Raw genomic sequence first — 16019 nt, 5'->3', positions numbered from 1 at the left:
GAAGAGAACCCCTGATCTGGATGCGGGCGGCGCCCCAGCGCCGTTCGGTCCGCGGCGCGCCCTGAACACGCCGACGAACGATGGTCGCTTCTCGTGTCGGGGCGCACAACCCCTTGACACCGGTCCTCCCGCCCCAGTGCGAGGGGCACGACAGGGAAGAGGAGAGGCACTCGGTGTTACACGACGGAAACACATCGTGTACAAAGCAGTGCATTCGGGTGTGATTGTATGCAATCACCGCACTCCTGAGCGCGGCTCCACAAGAGCCGCCACGCACACCGCACGCTCCAGGAACACGATGTCCAACTCCCCCGCTCGACGCCGCCGGACACTGCTCGCGCTGCCCGCCGTCGCCCTGGCCGCCACGCTCGCCCTCACGGCGTGCGTCCCGGTCCAACGCTCGAAGGCCGGCGGCGCCACGGCCGGCACCGTCACCACCGTCGCGATCGGCGACCACCCGGTCCGCGAGGGCGGTGACCTCGTGATGGCGCTCTCCGCCGAACCGGACCGGCTCGACCCGACCACCTCGTCGTCGCTCTACACCCGGTACGTCATGGAGACGATGTGCCAGAAGCTCTACGACATCGACGCCGAGGGCACGGTGGTCCCGATGCTCGCGACCGAGCTGCCGACGGTCTCCGACGGCGGGAAGACCGTCACGTTCCCGGTCCACACCGGCTACCGCTTCGCCGACGGCACACCCTTCGACGCGGCAGCAGTCGTGACGACGCTCGAGCGGAACCTGACGAAGGACGACTCGAGCCGGAAGAGCGAGATGGGTCCCGTCACGGGCATCGAGGCGGTCGACGACCACACGGTCCGCCTCCACTACAGCACGCCCTTCGCCCCGATCACCGCGGCGCTCGCCGACCGGGCCGGCATGGTCATGTCGCCGACCGCCCTCGAGCAGGAGGGCGACGGCTTCGGCGACGCCCCGGTCTGCATCGGCCCGTACAAGTTCGTCGAGCGGGTGCCGCAGACGTCGATCACCGTCGAGCGCGACCCGATGTACCACGACCCGGCGAGCGCGCACTTCGACCGCATCACGTACCGGATCATCACCGACGCGAGCATCCGCGCGCAGAACCTGAAGTCCGGGGACGTCCAGGTCGCGGACACGATCTCGACCCAGGACGTCGACGAGCTGATGAAGCGGAAGGACCTCGAGGTCCTGCGCACCGGCTCGCTTGGCTACCAGGGCATCACGATCAACCTCGCGAACCAGGACGGCGTCGGCACCGATCCGGAGCCCCTCGACACCCCGCTCGCCACCCAGCGGAAGGTCCGCCAGGCCCTGTCGATGTCGATCAACCGCGGCGAGCTCGTGCAGAGCGTCTTCCGCGGCTGGGCGGACGTCGCGTGCTCCCCGATCCCGGACACGAGTGCCTTCGCGACCGACGCGAGCAAGGCGTGCCCGGCGTACGACCCGGAGCGGGCCAAGGAGCTCCTGGAGGAGGCCGGCGTCGAGCAGCCCTTCCCGATCGAGATGGAGGTGACGAACACCCCCGACACGGTCCGGTTCGCCCAGGCCCTGCAGGCGCAGGCCCGCGCCGGCGGCTTCGCGATCACGATCACCCCGGTCGAGTACACGACCCTGCTCGACGACCAGACACGTGGCGACTTCCAGGCGCTGCAGCTCGGCTGGTCGGGCCGCGTCGACCCGCACGGCAACATCGGTTCGTTCCTCGGCACCGGCGGCGGCAACAACTACCCCGGGTACAGCGACCCCGAGGTCGACGACCTGATCAGCCGCGCGGCGCAGGCCACCGACCAGCAGGAGCGCGCCGACCTGTACGGCCAGCTCGTCACGAAGGTGCAGCAGGACGACCCGATCATCTACCTCTACCGGACCCGCAGCATCACCGGCGTCAGCACGGACGTCGCCGGTGTCTCCACCTACGCCGACGGCGTGGTCCGACTCAGCCAGGCGGCGTTCGTGGAAGGCGGCGACAAGTGATCCGGTACGTCCTGACCCGGCTCTGGCAGGCGGCGCTCACGCTCGTCCTCGCCTCGATCGTGGTGTTCTTCGGGGTCCGGCAGCTGCCGGGCGACCCCGCGCTGGCCCTGGCGGGCGAGGAGGCGAGCCCCGAACGCCTCGCCGCCGTCCGCGCCGACCTCGGCCTCGACGACTCCCTGCTCGTGCAGTACTGGCGCTTCGTCGTCAACGCGCTGCAGGGCGACCTCGGCCAGTCCACCCGGACGGGCACGCCCGTCACCGAGCTCCTCGGCGCGACCCTGCCGGTCACGCTGTGGCTCGCGCTCTACGCGATCGTCGTCGCGGTCGTCGTGGGGGTCGCCCTCGGCACCCTCGCCGAGCGCTACCGCGGCCGCTGGCCCGAGTGGATGGCGAACGCCGCCGCGCTCGTGGGCCTGAGCGTGCCGAACTTCTGGCTCGGCATCCTCGCGATCGTGTGGCTCGCCGCGGGCCTCGGCTGGTTCCCGGCGTCCGGCTACGTGCCGGTGACGAACGACCCGGTCGGCGCCCTGCACCACCTGACGCTCCCGGCCCTCATCCTGGGCACCTCGCTCGCCGCCGTGATCATGCGGCAGACCCGGGCGTCGATGATCGAGACGATGAAGACCGACTTCGTCCGGACGGCCCGAGCGAAGGGCCTGAGCCGTCCGCGGGTGCTGTTCCGGTACGGGTTGCGGAACTCGATGATCGTCGTCGTGACCATCGTCGGCCTGCAGCTCGGCGGCCTGATCTCCGGTGCCGTCGTCACGGAGCGCATCTTCGCGCTGCCGGGCTTCGGCAAGCTCACGCTCGACGCCGTCTTCACCCGTGACTACCCGGTCATCCAGGCCGTCGTGCTCGTCATCACCCTCGGCTACGTCCTCATCAACTTCGCCGTCGACGTCCTGTACTCCGTCATCAACCCGAAGATCCGCGTCGGAGGAACCGCATGACCACCATCACCGCACCCTTCGACCTCGGCTCGAGTCGCGGCCGGATCTGGAAGCAGGTCCGGACGAACCGGCTCGGCATGACCGGCGGCATCATGCTCGCGGTCGTCGTGCTCGCCGGGATCACGGCGCCGCTGGTCGCCCCGCACGACCCGACGGCGACCCACTTCGACCTGCCGTTCCAGGTGCCCTTCACCGTCGGCTTCGGGTTCGGCACCGACGACCTCGGCCGCGACATCCTGTCCCGGACGCTGTACGGCATCCAGGTCTCGCTCGTCGTGGGCGTGCTGTCGGTGCTCCTCGCGGTCGTCGTCGGCACCCCGCTCGGCCTGCTCGCCGGGTACTGGCGCTGGCTCGACGCGATCATCAGCCGCCTGACCGACGTCGCGCTCGCGTTCCCGTTCCTCATCCTCGCGGTGGGCCTCGCGGCGATCAGCGGTCCGAGCCTGACGAACGCCGTCATCGCGATCGGCATCTCGCACGTCCCGGCGATGATCCGCATCGTCCGCGGCGAGACGCTCCGGATCACCAGCGCCGACTTCGTGACGAGCGCGAAGACCCTCGACGCCGGCGGCGCGCGGATCATCCTGCAGCACGTGCTGCCGAACTGCGTCTCCGCGATCATCGTGCAGGCGACCGTGATCATGCCGGTCGCGGTCATCGGCGAGGCCCTGCTCTCCTTCCTCGGCCTCGGCATCCAGCCGCCGACGGCGAGCCTCGGCATCATGCTCTCGGACGCGCAGCAGTACCTGGGCCAGGCCCCGTGGGCCGCCGTCGTGCCGGGCGTCGCGATCGCGGTCATCTGCCTCGGCTTCAACCTGTTCGGCGACGCCCTGCGCGACGCCCTCGACCCCACCGCATCGGACCGCTGAGAACACCGCCGAGAACACCGCTGAGGAGCACCAGCACCATGAGCACCAACCCCGCCTTCACCACACCGCCGACCGAGACCACCCGGCCGGACCTGCAGGGCACCTTCGGCATGGCCGCGTCGACGCACTGGATCGCCACCGCGACGGCGCAGTCGGTCCTGGAGCGCGGCGGCAACGCCTTCGGGCGGCGACATGACCGCCGTCTACGCGACAGCCGAGGGGAAGACCCCGACCGTGCTGGTCGGACAGGGTCCCGCCCCCGCGGGAGCGACGCCGGAGCACTACCGTGCCGAGGGGCTCGACCTGGTGCCCGGATCGGGTGCCCTCGCGGCCGCCGTCCCGGGCGCCGTCGACGCCTGGTTCCTGCTCCTCGCGGAGCACGGCACCTGGGAGCTCGCCGACGTGCTCGCCCCCGCCGTCGGCTACGCCCGTGACGGCCACCCCGTCGCACCCCGGGTGGTCGCCACGATCGCGACGGTCCAGGACCTGTTCCGGGAGCGCTGGCCGTCCTCCGCCGAGCGGTGGCTGCCGGGAGGCTCGGTACCGGTCCCCGGGACCATGGTGCGCAACGAGGCGTGGGCCGCCGTGCTGGAGCGGCTCGTGCAGGCCGGGTCCGGTGTCGACGGGGACGACGGCGACGCGCGCGTCGCGCGCATCGAGGCCGCCCGCACCGAGTGGGCCGAGGGCTCCGTCGCCGAGGCGGTCGACCGCTTCGTGCGCGACCCGCACCGGCACGCGTCGGGCACCGACCACGCGGGTGTGATCCGGGCGTCGGACCTGGCGGCGTTCCGGGCGACGACCGAACCCGCGACGACCGCCGAGTTCCGCGGGCACACCATCGCCAAGACCGGGCCGTGGGGCCAGGGCCCGGCGCTCCTGCAGACCCTCCGTCTGCTCGAACCGCTCGACGACGAGCGGCTCGACCCCTCGACGGTCCTCGGCGCGCACACGATCGCCGAGGCGCAGAAGCTCGCGCTCGCCGACCGCGAGGCGTACTACGGCGACGGCGACGTCCCGATGGACGAGCTGCTGTCCGACGCCTACTCCGCCGAGCGGCGGGCGCTCATCGGCGACCGCGCCTCGCACGAGCTCCGTCCGGGGACGGTCTCGGTGCCCGGCGGGGTGCTGCCGCCGCTCCGCGAGTCGTACACGCCCCGCGGCGGACCGGTCGCCGGTGTCGGGGAGCCCACCGTCCCCGGAGCACGCGGCGAGGCCGTGGCCGCCCCCGCCGAGGACGCACCCGAGCACGAGGACCGCGGCGAGCCGATCGTGATGGAGACCGGCGAGACCCGGGGCGACACGTGCCACATCGACGTCGTCGACCGCTGGGGCAACATCGTCAGCGCCACTCCGTCCGGCGGGTGGCTGCAGTCCTCCCCGACGATCCCCGAGCTCGGGTTCTGCCTCGGCACCCGCCTGCAGATGACCTGGCTCGAGGAGGGCACGGCGACGACGCTCACCCCCGGCGCCCGACCCCGCACGACGCTCACACCGACGCTCGTCCTGCGGGACGGCGAACCGGTCGTGGCGATGGGGTCACCGGGCGGCGACCAGCAGGACCAGTGGCAGCTGCTGTACCTGCTCCGCACGATCGTCGGCGGGTGGTCCCCGCAGCAGGCGATCGACGCCCCCGCACTGCACACGACGTCGTTCCCGGGGTCGTTCTGGCCCCGCACCTGGACCCCCGGCGGCCTCGTCGTCGAGGACCGACTGGGCGACGACGTCATCACCGGGCTCGAGGAGCTCGGCCACGTCGTCACCCGCGCCGGCGACTGGTCGCTCGGCCGCCTGTCGTGCGTGACGCGCGACCCCGACACCGGCGTCCTGGGCGCCGCCGCCAACCCGCGAGGAGCACAGGGCTATGCCGCAGGACGCTGAGAACGTGACCACCACCGCCGGGGCCGAGCCGCGCCTCCCCTCCGACACCGGAGCCGACCACCTGCTGTCCGTGCGCGACCTGCGGGTCGCGTTCGGCGACCGCGAGGTGCTGCACGGCATCGACCTCGACGTCCGCCGCGGCGAGCGCGTCGCGATCGTCGGCCAGTCGGGCTCCGGCAAGTCGACGCTCATCGCCGCGCTCCTGCGGCTGCTCCCGGGCGCCGGCCACATCACCGGCGGGGACATCCGCCTCGGCGACGACGACATCGCCCACGCCGACGAACCGCTCATGCGCCGCGTCCGCGGCGGACGGATCGGACTGGTGCCGCAGGACCCGTCGACGAACCTCAACCCCTCGATGCGGGTGGGTGCACAGATCGCGGACGCCCTGCGGGCCGGCGGGCTGCGCGGACGCGCGGCGCTCCGCGAACGGGTGATCGCCCTGATGACGGAGGCCGGCATCCCCGAAGCAGGGCGACGGGCGGACCAGTACCCGCACGAGTTCTCCGGCGGCATGCGCCAGCGCATCCTCATCGCGGTGGCCCTCGCCCGGCAGCCCGAGCTGCTCATCGCCGACGAGCCCACGAGCGCCCTGGACGTGACGGTGCAGCGGCAGATCCTCGACCACCTGCAGACGCTGGTGGACCAGCACGGCACGACGCTGCTGTTCGTGACGCACGACCTCGGCGTCGCCGCGGACCGGACCGACCGCGTCGTCGTGATGCTCGACGGCGAGATCGTCGAGCAGGGCGCACCGGAGACGATCCTCCGCGACCCGCAGCACGAGTACACGAAGCGGCTCATCGCGGCGGCACCCGCGCTGTCCGGGGTCGCACCGGAGCCCGTCGCGGCCGGCGAGCCGATCCTCGTCGTGTCCGACCTGGTGAAGGAGTACCGGCTCCGCGGCCGCGGTGCCGGCACGCTCCGCGCCGCGGACGGGGTGTCCTTCACGGTTCGCCGCGGCACGACGACCGCCGTCGTCGGCGAGTCCGGTTCCGGCAAGACGACCGTCGCCCGCATCGTGCTCGGGCTCGAGACGCCCACCTCGGGCAGCGCCCTCGTCGACGGGCTGTCGATCGGCAGCGCACGGGGACGGGAGCGGCGGGACGTCCGACGCCGGGTGCAGCCCGTGTTCCAGGACCCCTACGGCTCGCTCGACCCGACCTCGACGATCGAGCGGATCATCGACGAGCCGCTCCGGGTGTTCGGGATCGGCGACCGGGCCTCGCGCACCGAGCGGGTGGCGACGCTGCTCGACCAGGTCGCGCTGCCCCGGTCCGTGGCGCAGCTCCGTCCGAACGAGCTGTCCGGCGGGCAGCGGCAGCGCGTGGCGATCGCCCGGGCGCTGGCGCTCGAGCCGGAGCTCATCATCCTCGACGAGGCGGTCTCGGCGCTCGACGTGCTCGTGCAGGAGCAGATCCTGACGCTGCTCGACGACCTGCAGGACCGGCTCGGTCTGAGCTACCTGTTCATCACGCACGACCTCGGGGTGGTCCGCCGGATCGCGGACGACGTCGTCGTGATGCGTCGCGGCGAGGTGGTCGAACGGGGCAGTGTCGCGGCGGTGTTCGACGACCCGCAGGAGCAGTACACGAAGGACCTGCTCGACGCCATCCCGGGCCGGAGCCTCGCCGAGGCGGCCGCGTGAGACGATCGGCACCGTGCTGAACGGGACGAGTGTCATCGACGCCATCCGCCTCGACATCGTCGCCGGCGTGCTCCAGCCGGGGACCCGGGTGACCGAGGCGTTCCTCGCCGACCGCTACGGCGTCTCGCGGGTCCCGGTGCGCGAGGCGCTGCGCGGACTCGAGGGCGAGGGCTTCGTCGTCTCCCGTCCGAACGTCGGCTCCCGGATCGCCGGCATCCCGTTCGACGAGGCCGACGACCTGTTCGCGGTGCGGGAGTCGCTCGAGACCGCGACGGCCCGCCGTGCCGCCACCCGCGCGCGCACCCTGTTCGACCAGGCCGCCCCGCCCGAGGACTGGTGGCGGGTGCGCCGGGAGCTCGGCGCCGTCCTCGACGCGGGCGACGCCGCCGTCGAGCGCGAGGACCTCGACCAGCTCGTCGACCTGAACGAGCGCTTCCACCTGCTCGTCGCCGAGCTGTCCGGCAGCGCCACGCTCGCGACCCTGCTCCGGCAGCTCTCGCGGAAGATCGAGTGGCTCTACGCGCTCGACACCTTCTCGCGGGGCAAGCGGCTCTGGCCCGACCACCGGCGCATCCTCGCGGCGATCGACGCGGGCGACGTGGACGAGGCCGCCGAGCGCATGGCGTGGCACGTGCGCGAGAGCCGCATCGGCTACGCGGCCCGCTCCTCCCCCGAGCAGGCCGACGCCCTGCGCGAGGCCGGCCCCGCGGTCTGACGCGCCGGCCGCGCGGCCGAGGCTCGCGCCCGCGGACACGTTCGTGGCCCGGTGGCCGCGAAACTGTCCGCCCAGCCGAGCCTCGGGCAATCGCGCCGCCCCACCGCCCGCCGCTACAGCGTCGGGACGACCACCGCGCGACCGGACAGCTCGCCGGCCTCGAGCTTCCGGTACGCCTCGAGCGCGTCGCGCAGTGCGAACCGCTCGACGTCCGGCTCGATCTGCCCCGCCCGGTACATCGCGACGACCTCGTGCAGGTCCTCGATCGTGCCCCAGTAGGTGTTCGTGATCGTCGACTCGTACGGCGTCGAGAAGAAGTTCCACTCGACGGTCCCGCCGGCGATCCCGACGACCGTGAGCCGACCGCCGATCGCCATCGAGGCCTTCGCCGTCGCGATCGTCGGCGTCGCGCCCACGAAGTCGAACGCCGCGTCGACGCCCTTCCCGCCGGTGAGCTCGCGGATCGCAGCGGCCTGGTCGGGCCCCGCGGGCACGGTGATCGCGCCGCGGGCAGCCGCCCGCTCCATGGCGTCCTGCTTGGTGTCGGTCGCGATGACCGTGGCGCCGGTGAGCGCCGTCAGGATCTGCACCGCGATCTGTCCGAGCCCGCCGAGACCCACGACGAGCACGTGTCGACCACCGCCGGCCAGGTTCGGCAGCGCGGCCTTGATCGCGTGGTACGGCGTCAGGGCCGCGTCGCTGAGCGGAGCCGCCGCGATCGGGTCGGCGTCGCCGAGCGGCACGAGGTTGCGCGCCGGGACCGTGACGTACTCCGCCATGCCCCCGTCACGCCCGAGGCCGATGGCCGCGTACGGGTTCGTCGCGGCGTTCTCGCAGTAGGTGTCCTGCCCCTTCGAGCAGTACGAGCAGTGCCCACAGCCGACCGGCCCGTACACGAGGTACGCGTCACCCTCGGTGAACCCGGAGACGCCGTCACCGACGGCCTCGACCCAGCCGGAGTTCTCGTGGCCGAGCACGAACCCGGGGGCCTGCGCGCCCGGCTGCCCCTCCCGGAACTCGCGGTAGACGGCGACGTCGGAGTGGCAGGCTCCTGCGCCGGCGACCCTGAGGAGCACCTCCCCCGGGCCCGGGACGGGCTTCTCGACCTCGGTCAGGACGGGGAACGTCTGGTACTGCTCGAACACGACGGCGTGCATGGGTGTCCTCCTTCGACGTCATCCAGACTACGCCCGTCGCTCAGGACGACACGTGTTGCTCGGATGGAGGCTCCGGCGCAGGCGCGGACACCGCTGTCGACGACCAGGGAGCATCCCGCCGCCCCGCGAACGACCCCCGGTCGAACCGCGCCCCGTCCGGCCGCGACGACCGCAGCACCATCACGGCGAGCACGAGCGCGCCGAACGGCCCGAGGCACACCACGAGCAGGATCCACGCCCCGCTGTGGTCGCGGTCGTGCAGTCGTCGGACGAGCAGGGACCACCGTGGGACGAACGTCAGCGCGAGCCCGGCCAGCACGGCGAGGTCCCACCCGGACGGACGGACGTCGCGGCCCGCTCCGATCCCCCACCACGAGTGCTCCGAGGACACCAGCCGGAACGTCACCTGCGGCGCCGGGACGATCCCGAACGGGTCGGCCGAGAGCGTCCAGTGCGACGCGAGACCGGCGCGCTGCAGGAGCCACCAGACGCCGAGCGACACGGGGACCTCGAGGAGCAGGACCCACCAGTACTCGGAACGGCTCGCCCGCCCGTGGAAGCGCCACCCCTGTGTCCAGAACCGCAGCCACGCGACGACCGGGCGCGCCCCGACGTCGACCGGCCCCTGGTCGAGCACCTCGCCCCTGTCCCCCACGTGCCCGATCGTCGGGCAGACCTGCGTCTTCCCCGTGAGCCGGTTGCGAGAACGAGCGTTCTCCGATTGACTACCACACGTCGGCCCGCAGCGGGCCGGACCCCCACACGAAAGGAGCGGCCATGCCCACGCGCACCGCACGCACCGCCTGGAACGGCGGCCTCAACGACGGTTCCGGCCAGGTCGAACTGTCCAGCTCCAAGGTCGGCACCTACGACGTCTCGTTCCCGAAGCGCGCGGCCGACGAGGCCGGCGGCGCCACCAGCCCCGAGGAGCTCATCGCCGCGGCCCACTCGGCCTGCTACGCGATGCAGTTCTCCGCGATCCTCGGCGAGGCCGGCGGCACCGTCGAGGCCCTCGACGTCAAGGCCGACGTCTCGCTCGGCCCGGACAAGGACAACGGCGGCTTCAAGCTGACCGGCATCACCCTCACCGTCAACGGCGAGGTCTCCGGCATCGACGAGGCCGCCTTCCTCAAGGCCGCCGACGAGGCCAAGGCCACCTGCCCGGTCTCCAAGGCCCTCACCGGCGTCGACATCGAGCTCAAGGCGACCTTCGAGCAGTAGTCGTCACCAGCAGACGGACGGGAGGCGCGGTGTCGGCTGGCACCGCGCCTCCCGTCCGTCAGCCGCCTCTCCACAACACCGGCAGGCTTTCTTTCAAGTACGTCCCGCCCGGATATGCTTGCTCAACACCACCACAACAGGGAGCGTGCGCTTGCGATACCTCGGCGAGATACCGATTGAGAAGCTCCACCTAGACCTAGACAATCCGCGGCTGTCCCAGTTCCAGGGGCGTCGCACGGAAGGTGAGCTGCTGCGGGAGCTTTTCAAAACCGCGGCGCTCCACGAACTTGCAGAAAGTTACAAGGCCAACGGGTACTTCTCAAGCGAGCCGGTCATCGTTGGGGATGTCAGCAAAGATGGTGAATACACTGTACTGGAGGGTAATCGTCGCCTAGCAACAGCAATCATACTCACGGGCGACGAAAGAGCCCTAGAAGAGGGCCTTCGATTCTCCGAAGGTGCTGAGGGAACCGCCGCCGCAGAACTCACCGCGCTCCCCACAACGCAGGTTGACGATCCTGACGAGTTTAACGCATTCCTTGGCTACCGCCACATAAGCGGGTTGCGCGTTTGGGGTGCCGGTGAGAAAGCCAAGTACCTGTACGACGAGGTCAATCGCCTCAGAAGCAAGGAAGGCGACGCCACTTTCTACAGGATCGGTCGCACCGTGGGAAGCAATGCTCGGGGCGTGCGCTCGGCTTATGTCGCGTACGCTTTGCTTGCGCACGCCGCCGCCGAGGGACTACAGGCCGACCTTATCGATTACGTTCGCTCTCAGCGATTTGGCGTGTGGGTGCGGCTCCTTGGAACCGCCAACACTCCACGTTACTTCAATTACGATCCCGATGCGTCCACGCTGGGTGAAGTGGATGCCGCAATCAAGGCGGTCGACCTACGTAAGCTCACGGAAGTCCTCTCTGACCTCCGTCCGAAAGAAGGTCGAAGCCTTGCAGTCCTCAGCGATAGTCGACAAGTCACCGCGTATAGCGACGTACTCGCTCACGATACCGCGCGGAAGACCTTACGCCAGAATGACGATTTAGAGATTGCCCATTCAATCGCACGCGCTCCTAATCTGGCCGCCCAGTTGCGTCAAGTAGCAGACCGCCTTGGGAGCATCGTGGATCTTCTTGGTGAAGTCGACAGCGTGCCGCCGGACGCTGCGAGCGTCGCAAATCGTGTCGTGCGGCTAGCACGCCAGGTGTCGGCATCGGTTATCGCGTTCAACTCCGAAGAAGCGAGCGAGGATTGACTCAGCTCGCGCTATCTCTCGATCAATACGGACGGTACGCTCGCGGGTCTTGCCTCGCAGACTACATGGAACTTGTCGCCTTGAAGGGCACTGAAAGCGCCTCTGCAACCTCATTGGAGACAGCGCTGCGGCAAGCTGGATGGTGGAACACACGGCGAGGTTTGTTCACCGTCAATCCCGACATCGACCTCGATGAAGATCCCGAAGATAGCGAAGGCCTCGAAAGCAAAGACGATCCGGACTGGCCTGACTGGACTTTCAATCTACTGCGAGAGCGAGAGGAGGTGCTCGGCGAGCATTATCCCTTCGAGGTCAGGAGCAACGAGATCCACACGAAGGCTACGATCTCCGAGCACGCAGCCTACCTTCAACTGCTCGCAGTAACGGTCGCTCATTCGTACCAGGGCTCGACACGGAACGATCCGCGGCAGGTCTTCGAATTGATGGTCGTCTCTGCACTGCACTCCATGGGGCTGAGAGCAACGGGCATGGGGACAGCGACTACACAGGGCCGCGCGTTCCCCACAGAACTATTGGCAGCAGGGGAGAGAATCGGTCTCAAGCCATCCTTGGCGCCGTATCCTCGCAAGCGGTACGCGAAAGACGCCGGCGTCGACGCCGTGGCGGTCGCTGATTGGGCGGACCGGCGGACAGGGCAGCTCACCTTTCTCCTTCAGGCCACACTGGCGCGCAGCGAAGATTGGGAAAAGAAGATATCGGAGCCGCGTCCGGATCTTTGGGTGAACTATCTGAACGAGCGTTACCACCCAATCGCCGCCCTCGCCGTTCCTCATCACATAGAACGAGAACATCTGAATCACTTGATACGTGATAAGGCGACCGCCTTCGACCGCCTGCGACTCACGCGACTCGTAGATACCACGGTGGAGGGTATCGATGAGATTATCAATTGGCTTCTAGGCTGCGATGTCGCCTTGCTTTGATGTTGCCGGCGTTGCACCCAGTGCGCGCGCGAGACGCTTGGCAACCTCGGCAGCCAACGGCGGCGGTACCGCATTTCCAATCTGGCGAAACGCGACAGACCGAGGCAACACCCAGTCAATCTCGGTCGAAAAACCCTGCAGCCTCGCCGCTTCTGGAACGGAAAGTCGACGCCATGAACTTTCGATAGGTATCATTTTTCCAACGCGAAGAGCATCCATGTAGCGCCGAATCGAAGCTCCTCCCTCCTGTGGACTATCCAACCAAGCTTGGTCGACGATCGGCGTGTGATTCCCACCGAGGGAGGCGCTTATGGTTGGGGCGATACTGTCAAGGTTCAGGAATCTCCCCTGCCCGTTGAAAGGCATACCTGCGAAAGGTGACGTCCTCAAGACGGGCCGTGCGGCCGGAGTAATTTTAGCCGCACACTTGAGCGAGTCAGGCTGATCCTGAAAATGTTGAACTTCTTCTAATGCCTTCCGTACGCTTATCGAACACCTCGGAGAATTGGTACGAAGCTTTTGTAGATCTCGACGATTGCCGTCCCGTATGCCCATGAGAAACATACGCTTTCGCGACTGAGGCACTCCGTAATCCGCCGCATCGAGAACAATCAAAGCAGTAGCGTAGCCGCTTTTTTGCGCGGAGCGACGAACTGCCCGAAGCACCGGGATCCACCGCTCGTTTGTGGCAAGCGCGGCAACGTTCTCCATCACGAATGCGCGCGGTCTGACCGCGGCGACTGCTTCCATGAAGCGCCGAACATGCCTGGATCGCTCATCATTTGGATCCATTCTCCCGGCGCGAGAGAAACCCTGACATGGTGGGCCGCCGACAACAATTGCATCTTCGTTTGCAGCTAATTCGGCAAAATCTTCACTAATATCGCCCACCATATACCGATGTTCATCAGCCGCTTTCTTCTCAGCCACTGAATCAAGTACGGCTCGATAAGTAGATTCAGCCTTAGCGTCAATGTCATTGGCCATGAGCGGCTCGAACCCAACGCTAGCGAATCCTGAATCGAGTCCACCTATCCCCGAGTATAGAGAAATCATCGGTATATCGAGTCCCACTCGCAGGGCACCTTCCGCATTTGTAGCTGTCTCAGCCATCGCTTAGGACGATGATCTCACATCTGCGATCGCTCGTCTGCGCGCCCGCAGAGACGGCGCAAAGGGCGAATGTGCGCCGGCCGACGAGGCCGGCGGCGCCACCAGCCCCGAGGAGCTCATCGCCGCGGCCCACTCGGCCTGCTACGCGATGCAGTTCTCCGCGATCCTCGGCGAGGCCGGCGGCACCGTCGAGGCCCTCGACGTCAAGGCCGACGTCTCGCTCGGCCCGGACAAGGACAACGGCGGCTTCAAGCTGACCGGCATCACCCTCACCGTCAACGGCGAGGTCTCCGGCATCGACGAGGCCGCCTTCCTCAAGGCCGCCGACGAGGCCAAGGCCACCTGCCCGGTCTCCAAGGCCCTCACCGGCGTCGACATCGAGCTCAAGGCGACCTTCGAGCAGTAGTCGTCACCAGCAGACGGACGGGAGGCGCGGTGTCGGCTGGCACCGCGCCTCCCGTCCGTCCATCGGTACCGTGGGGCGCATGCGCCGCCTCTTCCGCACACCGACCCACGTCGTCCTGTGGACGGGGGTCCTCGTGGCCGTCGTCGGCGTCGTGCTCATCGCCACCACCCCGCAGTCGTTCGGCTGGTTCGGGTACGCGTCCTCGTCCGCGGAGCCGACGGACTTCGCCTTCGTCGCCGGTGCGCGGCCGTGGCAGTACGTCGTCGGACCGGTCCTCGTCCTCGTCGGTGCCGTCGTCGCAGCGTTCGCCGCCGGACGGTCCAGCGTCCAGCGCAACCGCTGAGCGCGTCCAGCCGACGTCCGGGCTCACGGCCGAGCGGCTGGCACCATGGACGGATGGCCGAGCAGTTCCTCCCGGGTGTCCCACGGCCCGGACGCCCCCCGCGGCCGGGCGTCCGCAACCTCGCACAGCACGACATCCGCGACGCCCGAGCGCGGCTCCGCGGCACGATCTACGAGGACGTGACTCCCGACACCCGGTCGCGCGAGCAGTACTCGCCCGTGCAGATCGTCGACTTCTGCCTCGACCTGGCCGAGGTGATGCTGGCCTCGGGCGCGGACACCCGCAGCGTCGAGACCGCCGTCGTCGCCGTGTCGACGAAGTGGAACCTCGCCCCGCTCGACCTCGACTTCTCGGGCAGCTCGGTGACGATCCAGTACGCCCCGTCCGACCACCCGCCGCTGGTGAAGGTCCGCACGGTGCAGTCCGACGGCTCCGACCTCGACCGCCTGGCACGGGCGAACCAGATCGTGGACGACCTCGTGCACGGCGTCCGGGACATGACCAGCGCGGTGAGCGCCCTGGTCGCCGTGCTCCGGATGCCGCCGCGGTGGCCGACGTGGCTCGCCGACGTCGGGCTGTCCGTGCTCGGCACCTCGATCGCGATGCAGGCCGGCGGCGGGTGGCGCGCGGGTGTCGGCGCGTTCGTGCTCATGCTCGGCATCATCGTGTCGGGCCGCTGGCTGACCGGCCGGGGCTTCCCGCAGTTCTTCGTCTCCGGCGCCCAGGCGGCGGTCGCCTCGGCGCTCGGCACGCTGGCCATCTGGGGCGACGTGCTCACGGCGACCGGCGCGGCGACCATGGTGGCGGCCCTGGTCGTCCTGCTCCTGCCGCACGTGTCCCTCGTCACCTGGGCCCAGGACGCGATCTCCGGCTTCCGGTCGATGGCGGTGGCCCGGGCGTTCTACATCGTGCTCGTGATCGCCGCGATCGTGGTCGGTGTCCCGGCCGGCATCGCGGTGCTGCACTGGCTCAGCATCGAGGTCGACCCGACCGGGATCGTCCTGCGCCCGCTGCCGCTCTGGGCGTCACTCTCGCTGACCGTCGTGTCCGCGGCGGCGAACTGCTTCGTGCAGCAGGCGAGCGCGCGGGTCATCCCCGTGGCGGTGGTCTTCTCGGTCGCGGCGGGGGCGTTCCTCTGGGAGCTCCGGCACCTCGGCATGCCGCTCCTCGGCGCGACCTTCGTGGCGTCGGTGCTGCTCGGCGTCCTGTCCACGATCGCGGCGGCACGGATGCGGACGGCCGTGGCGGCGATCGCGGTGCCGGCGTTCTGCGGCGCCCTGCTGCCCGGTGTCGCCGTGTCGAACGCACTGCTCAACTTCATGTCCGGCTCGTCCGGTGCCGCGCTCGACTTCATGGCGGCCGTGTCCGTCGCCCTGGGGATCGGCGCGGGTCTCGTGCTCGGCGGCCTCGTCGCGACCCCGGGGGCTCGACGCGCGCTGCGGCGGGCACGGCGGGTCACGGTGCACTCGGTCCACAACGACACGACCGCGATCCCGGTGCTGCGCGGGACCGGCTACGACCCGGGCAACGGCACCGTCCCGCGCTAGCCCGGCCGGCCCGGACACG

At 69.5% G+C, this 16019-nt stretch carries 14 protein-coding genes and 1 pseudogene; 12 read left to right on the top strand and 3 right to left on the bottom strand.

Annotated features, from left to right (window positions below; translation table 11 throughout):
• Window positions 1-298 precede the first annotated feature (298 nt).
• The 6 genes and pseudogenes from Cus16_RS06800 (at window position 299) to Cus16_RS06775 (ending at window position 8017) form a co-directional block, all read left to right on the top strand.
• Window positions 299-1957 (top strand): ABC transporter substrate-binding protein, encoded by a 1659-nt coding sequence (locus Cus16_RS06800; RefSeq protein ID WP_069711904.1) that lies wholly within the window; start codon window positions 299-301, stop codon window positions 1955-1957.
• The gene (locus tag Cus16_RS06795; RefSeq protein WP_069711903.1) at window positions 1954-2907 is read left to right on the top strand and encodes an ABC transporter permease; all 954 of its coding nucleotides are present in this window, start codon (window positions 1954-1956) and stop codon (window positions 2905-2907) included. Before Cus16_RS06800 ends, Cus16_RS06795 begins: the two co-directional genes overlap by 4 nt.
• Window positions 2904-3776, top strand: coding sequence for an ABC transporter permease (locus tag Cus16_RS06790; protein ID WP_069711902.1), 873 nt, complete (start codon window positions 2904-2906; stop codon window positions 3774-3776). The genes Cus16_RS06795 and Cus16_RS06790 overlap by 4 nt, the downstream gene beginning before the upstream one ends.
• A 38-nt stretch (window positions 3777-3814) precedes the next feature.
• Window positions 3815-5654: pseudogene (locus Cus16_RS06785) on the top strand (gamma-glutamyltransferase family protein).
• Entirely contained in the window at window positions 5638-7302 is a 1665-nt protein-coding gene (locus Cus16_RS06780) for an ABC transporter ATP-binding protein (protein WP_083263782.1), read from the top strand. The pseudogene Cus16_RS06785 and the gene Cus16_RS06780 overlap by 17 nt, the downstream one beginning before the upstream one ends.
• A 13-nt stretch (window positions 7303-7315) precedes the next feature.
• A complete protein-coding gene (locus Cus16_RS06775) occupies window positions 7316-8017 on the top strand; it encodes a GntR family transcriptional regulator (RefSeq protein WP_069711901.1) in 702 nt (233 codons plus the stop codon).
• A 113-nt stretch (window positions 8018-8130) separates the two neighbouring features.
• Here the strand turns inward: Cus16_RS06775 and Cus16_RS06770 are convergent, their stop codons facing one another.
• Both Cus16_RS06770 and Cus16_RS06765 read right to left on the bottom strand, forming a co-directional pair.
• Complete coding sequence (locus Cus16_RS06770) at window positions 8131-9174, bottom strand: NAD(P)-dependent alcohol dehydrogenase (RefSeq protein ID WP_069711900.1); 1044 nt, start codon at window positions 9172-9174, stop codon at window positions 8131-8133.
• Window positions 9175-9214: 40 nt separating this feature from the next.
• Window positions 9215-9829, bottom strand: a complete 615-nt coding sequence (locus Cus16_RS06765; protein ID WP_189319547.1) for a DUF805 domain-containing protein — start codon at window positions 9827-9829, stop codon at window positions 9215-9217.
• A 122-nt stretch (window positions 9830-9951) separates the two neighbouring features.
• Here Cus16_RS06765 and Cus16_RS06760 point away from each other — a divergent pair, with 122 nt between their 5' ends.
• The 3 genes from Cus16_RS06760 to Cus16_RS16255 all read left to right on the top strand — a co-directional run bounded on the left by Cus16_RS06760 (window position 9952) and on the right by Cus16_RS16255 (window position 12591).
• Window positions 9952-10395: an OsmC family protein gene (locus Cus16_RS06760; RefSeq protein ID WP_069711898.1), complete on the top strand. Its 444-nt coding sequence runs from the start codon at window positions 9952-9954 to the stop codon at window positions 10393-10395.
• Between the two features lie 118 nt (window positions 10396-10513).
• Complete coding sequence (locus Cus16_RS16260; RefSeq protein WP_141718857.1) at window positions 10514-11647, top strand: ParB N-terminal domain-containing protein; 1134 nt, start codon at window positions 10514-10516, stop codon at window positions 11645-11647.
• A 65-nt stretch (window positions 11648-11712) separates the two neighbouring features.
• Complete coding sequence (locus tag Cus16_RS16255) at window positions 11713-12591, top strand: hypothetical protein (protein WP_141718856.1); 879 nt, start codon at window positions 11713-11715, stop codon at window positions 12589-12591.
• On the opposite strand, the gene Cus16_RS15955 is transcribed toward Cus16_RS16255, so the two are convergent.
• Complete coding sequence (locus Cus16_RS15955; protein ID WP_223246557.1) at window positions 12565-13647, bottom strand: DNA cytosine methyltransferase; 1083 nt, start codon at window positions 13645-13647, stop codon at window positions 12565-12567. The genes Cus16_RS16255 and Cus16_RS15955 overlap by 27 nt on opposite strands.
• An 85-nt stretch (window positions 13648-13732) precedes the next feature.
• Between Cus16_RS15955 and Cus16_RS06755 the strand changes: the two genes are divergently transcribed.
• From Cus16_RS06755 to Cus16_RS06745, 3 genes are all read left to right on the top strand, one after another.
• Window positions 13733-14110: an OsmC family peroxiredoxin gene (locus Cus16_RS06755; protein ID WP_083263779.1), complete on the top strand. Its 378-nt coding sequence runs from the start codon at window positions 13733-13735 to the stop codon at window positions 14108-14110.
• Between the two features lie 79 nt (window positions 14111-14189).
• Window positions 14190-14453 (top strand): hypothetical protein, encoded by a 264-nt coding sequence (locus tag Cus16_RS06750; RefSeq protein ID WP_069711897.1) that lies wholly within the window; start codon window positions 14190-14192, stop codon window positions 14451-14453.
• A 53-nt stretch (window positions 14454-14506) separates the two neighbouring features.
• A complete protein-coding gene (locus Cus16_RS06745) occupies window positions 14507-16000 on the top strand; it encodes a threonine/serine exporter ThrE family protein (RefSeq protein WP_069711896.1) in 1494 nt (497 codons plus the stop codon).
• Window positions 16001-16019 lie beyond the last annotated feature (19 nt).

Source organism: Curtobacterium sp. ER1/6 (genome assembly GCF_001742745.1).
In the GTDB taxonomy this organism is placed as follows: Bacteria; Actinomycetota; Actinomycetes; order Actinomycetales; family Microbacteriaceae; genus Curtobacterium; species Curtobacterium citri.
The sequence above is the reverse complement of the archived record's forward strand: the minus strand, read 5'-3'. Positions and strand labels throughout refer to the sequence as shown.

Bases quoted from the DNA above. Each gene is read 5' to 3' on its own strand.
- Cus16_RS06760 (WP_069711898.1), top strand. From the start codon at position 9,952: ATGCCCACGCGCACCGCACGCACCGCCTGGAACGGCGGCCTCAACGAC.
- Cus16_RS15955 (WP_223246557.1), bottom strand. From the start codon at position 13,647: ATGATTTCTCTATACTCGGGGATAGGTGGACTCGATTCAGGATTCGCT.
- Cus16_RS06770 (WP_069711900.1), bottom strand. From the start codon at position 9,174: ATGCACGCCGTCGTGTTCGAGCAGTACCAGACGTTCCCCGTCCTGACC.
- Cus16_RS06750 (WP_069711897.1), top strand. From the start codon at position 14,190: ATGCGCCGCCTCTTCCGCACACCGACCCACGTCGTCCTGTGGACGGGG.
- Cus16_RS06745 (WP_069711896.1), top strand. From the start codon at position 14,507: ATGGCCGAGCAGTTCCTCCCGGGTGTCCCACGGCCCGGACGCCCCCCG.
- Cus16_RS06790 (WP_069711902.1), top strand. From the start codon at position 2,904: ATGACCACCATCACCGCACCCTTCGACCTCGGCTCGAGTCGCGGCCGG.
- Cus16_RS06780 (WP_083263782.1), top strand. From the start codon at position 5,638: ATGCCGCAGGACGCTGAGAACGTGACCACCACCGCCGGGGCCGAGCCG.
- Cus16_RS16255 (WP_141718856.1), top strand. From the start codon at position 11,713: ATGGAACTTGTCGCCTTGAAGGGCACTGAAAGCGCCTCTGCAACCTCA.
- Cus16_RS06800 (WP_069711904.1), top strand. From the start codon at position 299: ATGTCCAACTCCCCCGCTCGACGCCGCCGGACACTGCTCGCGCTGCCC.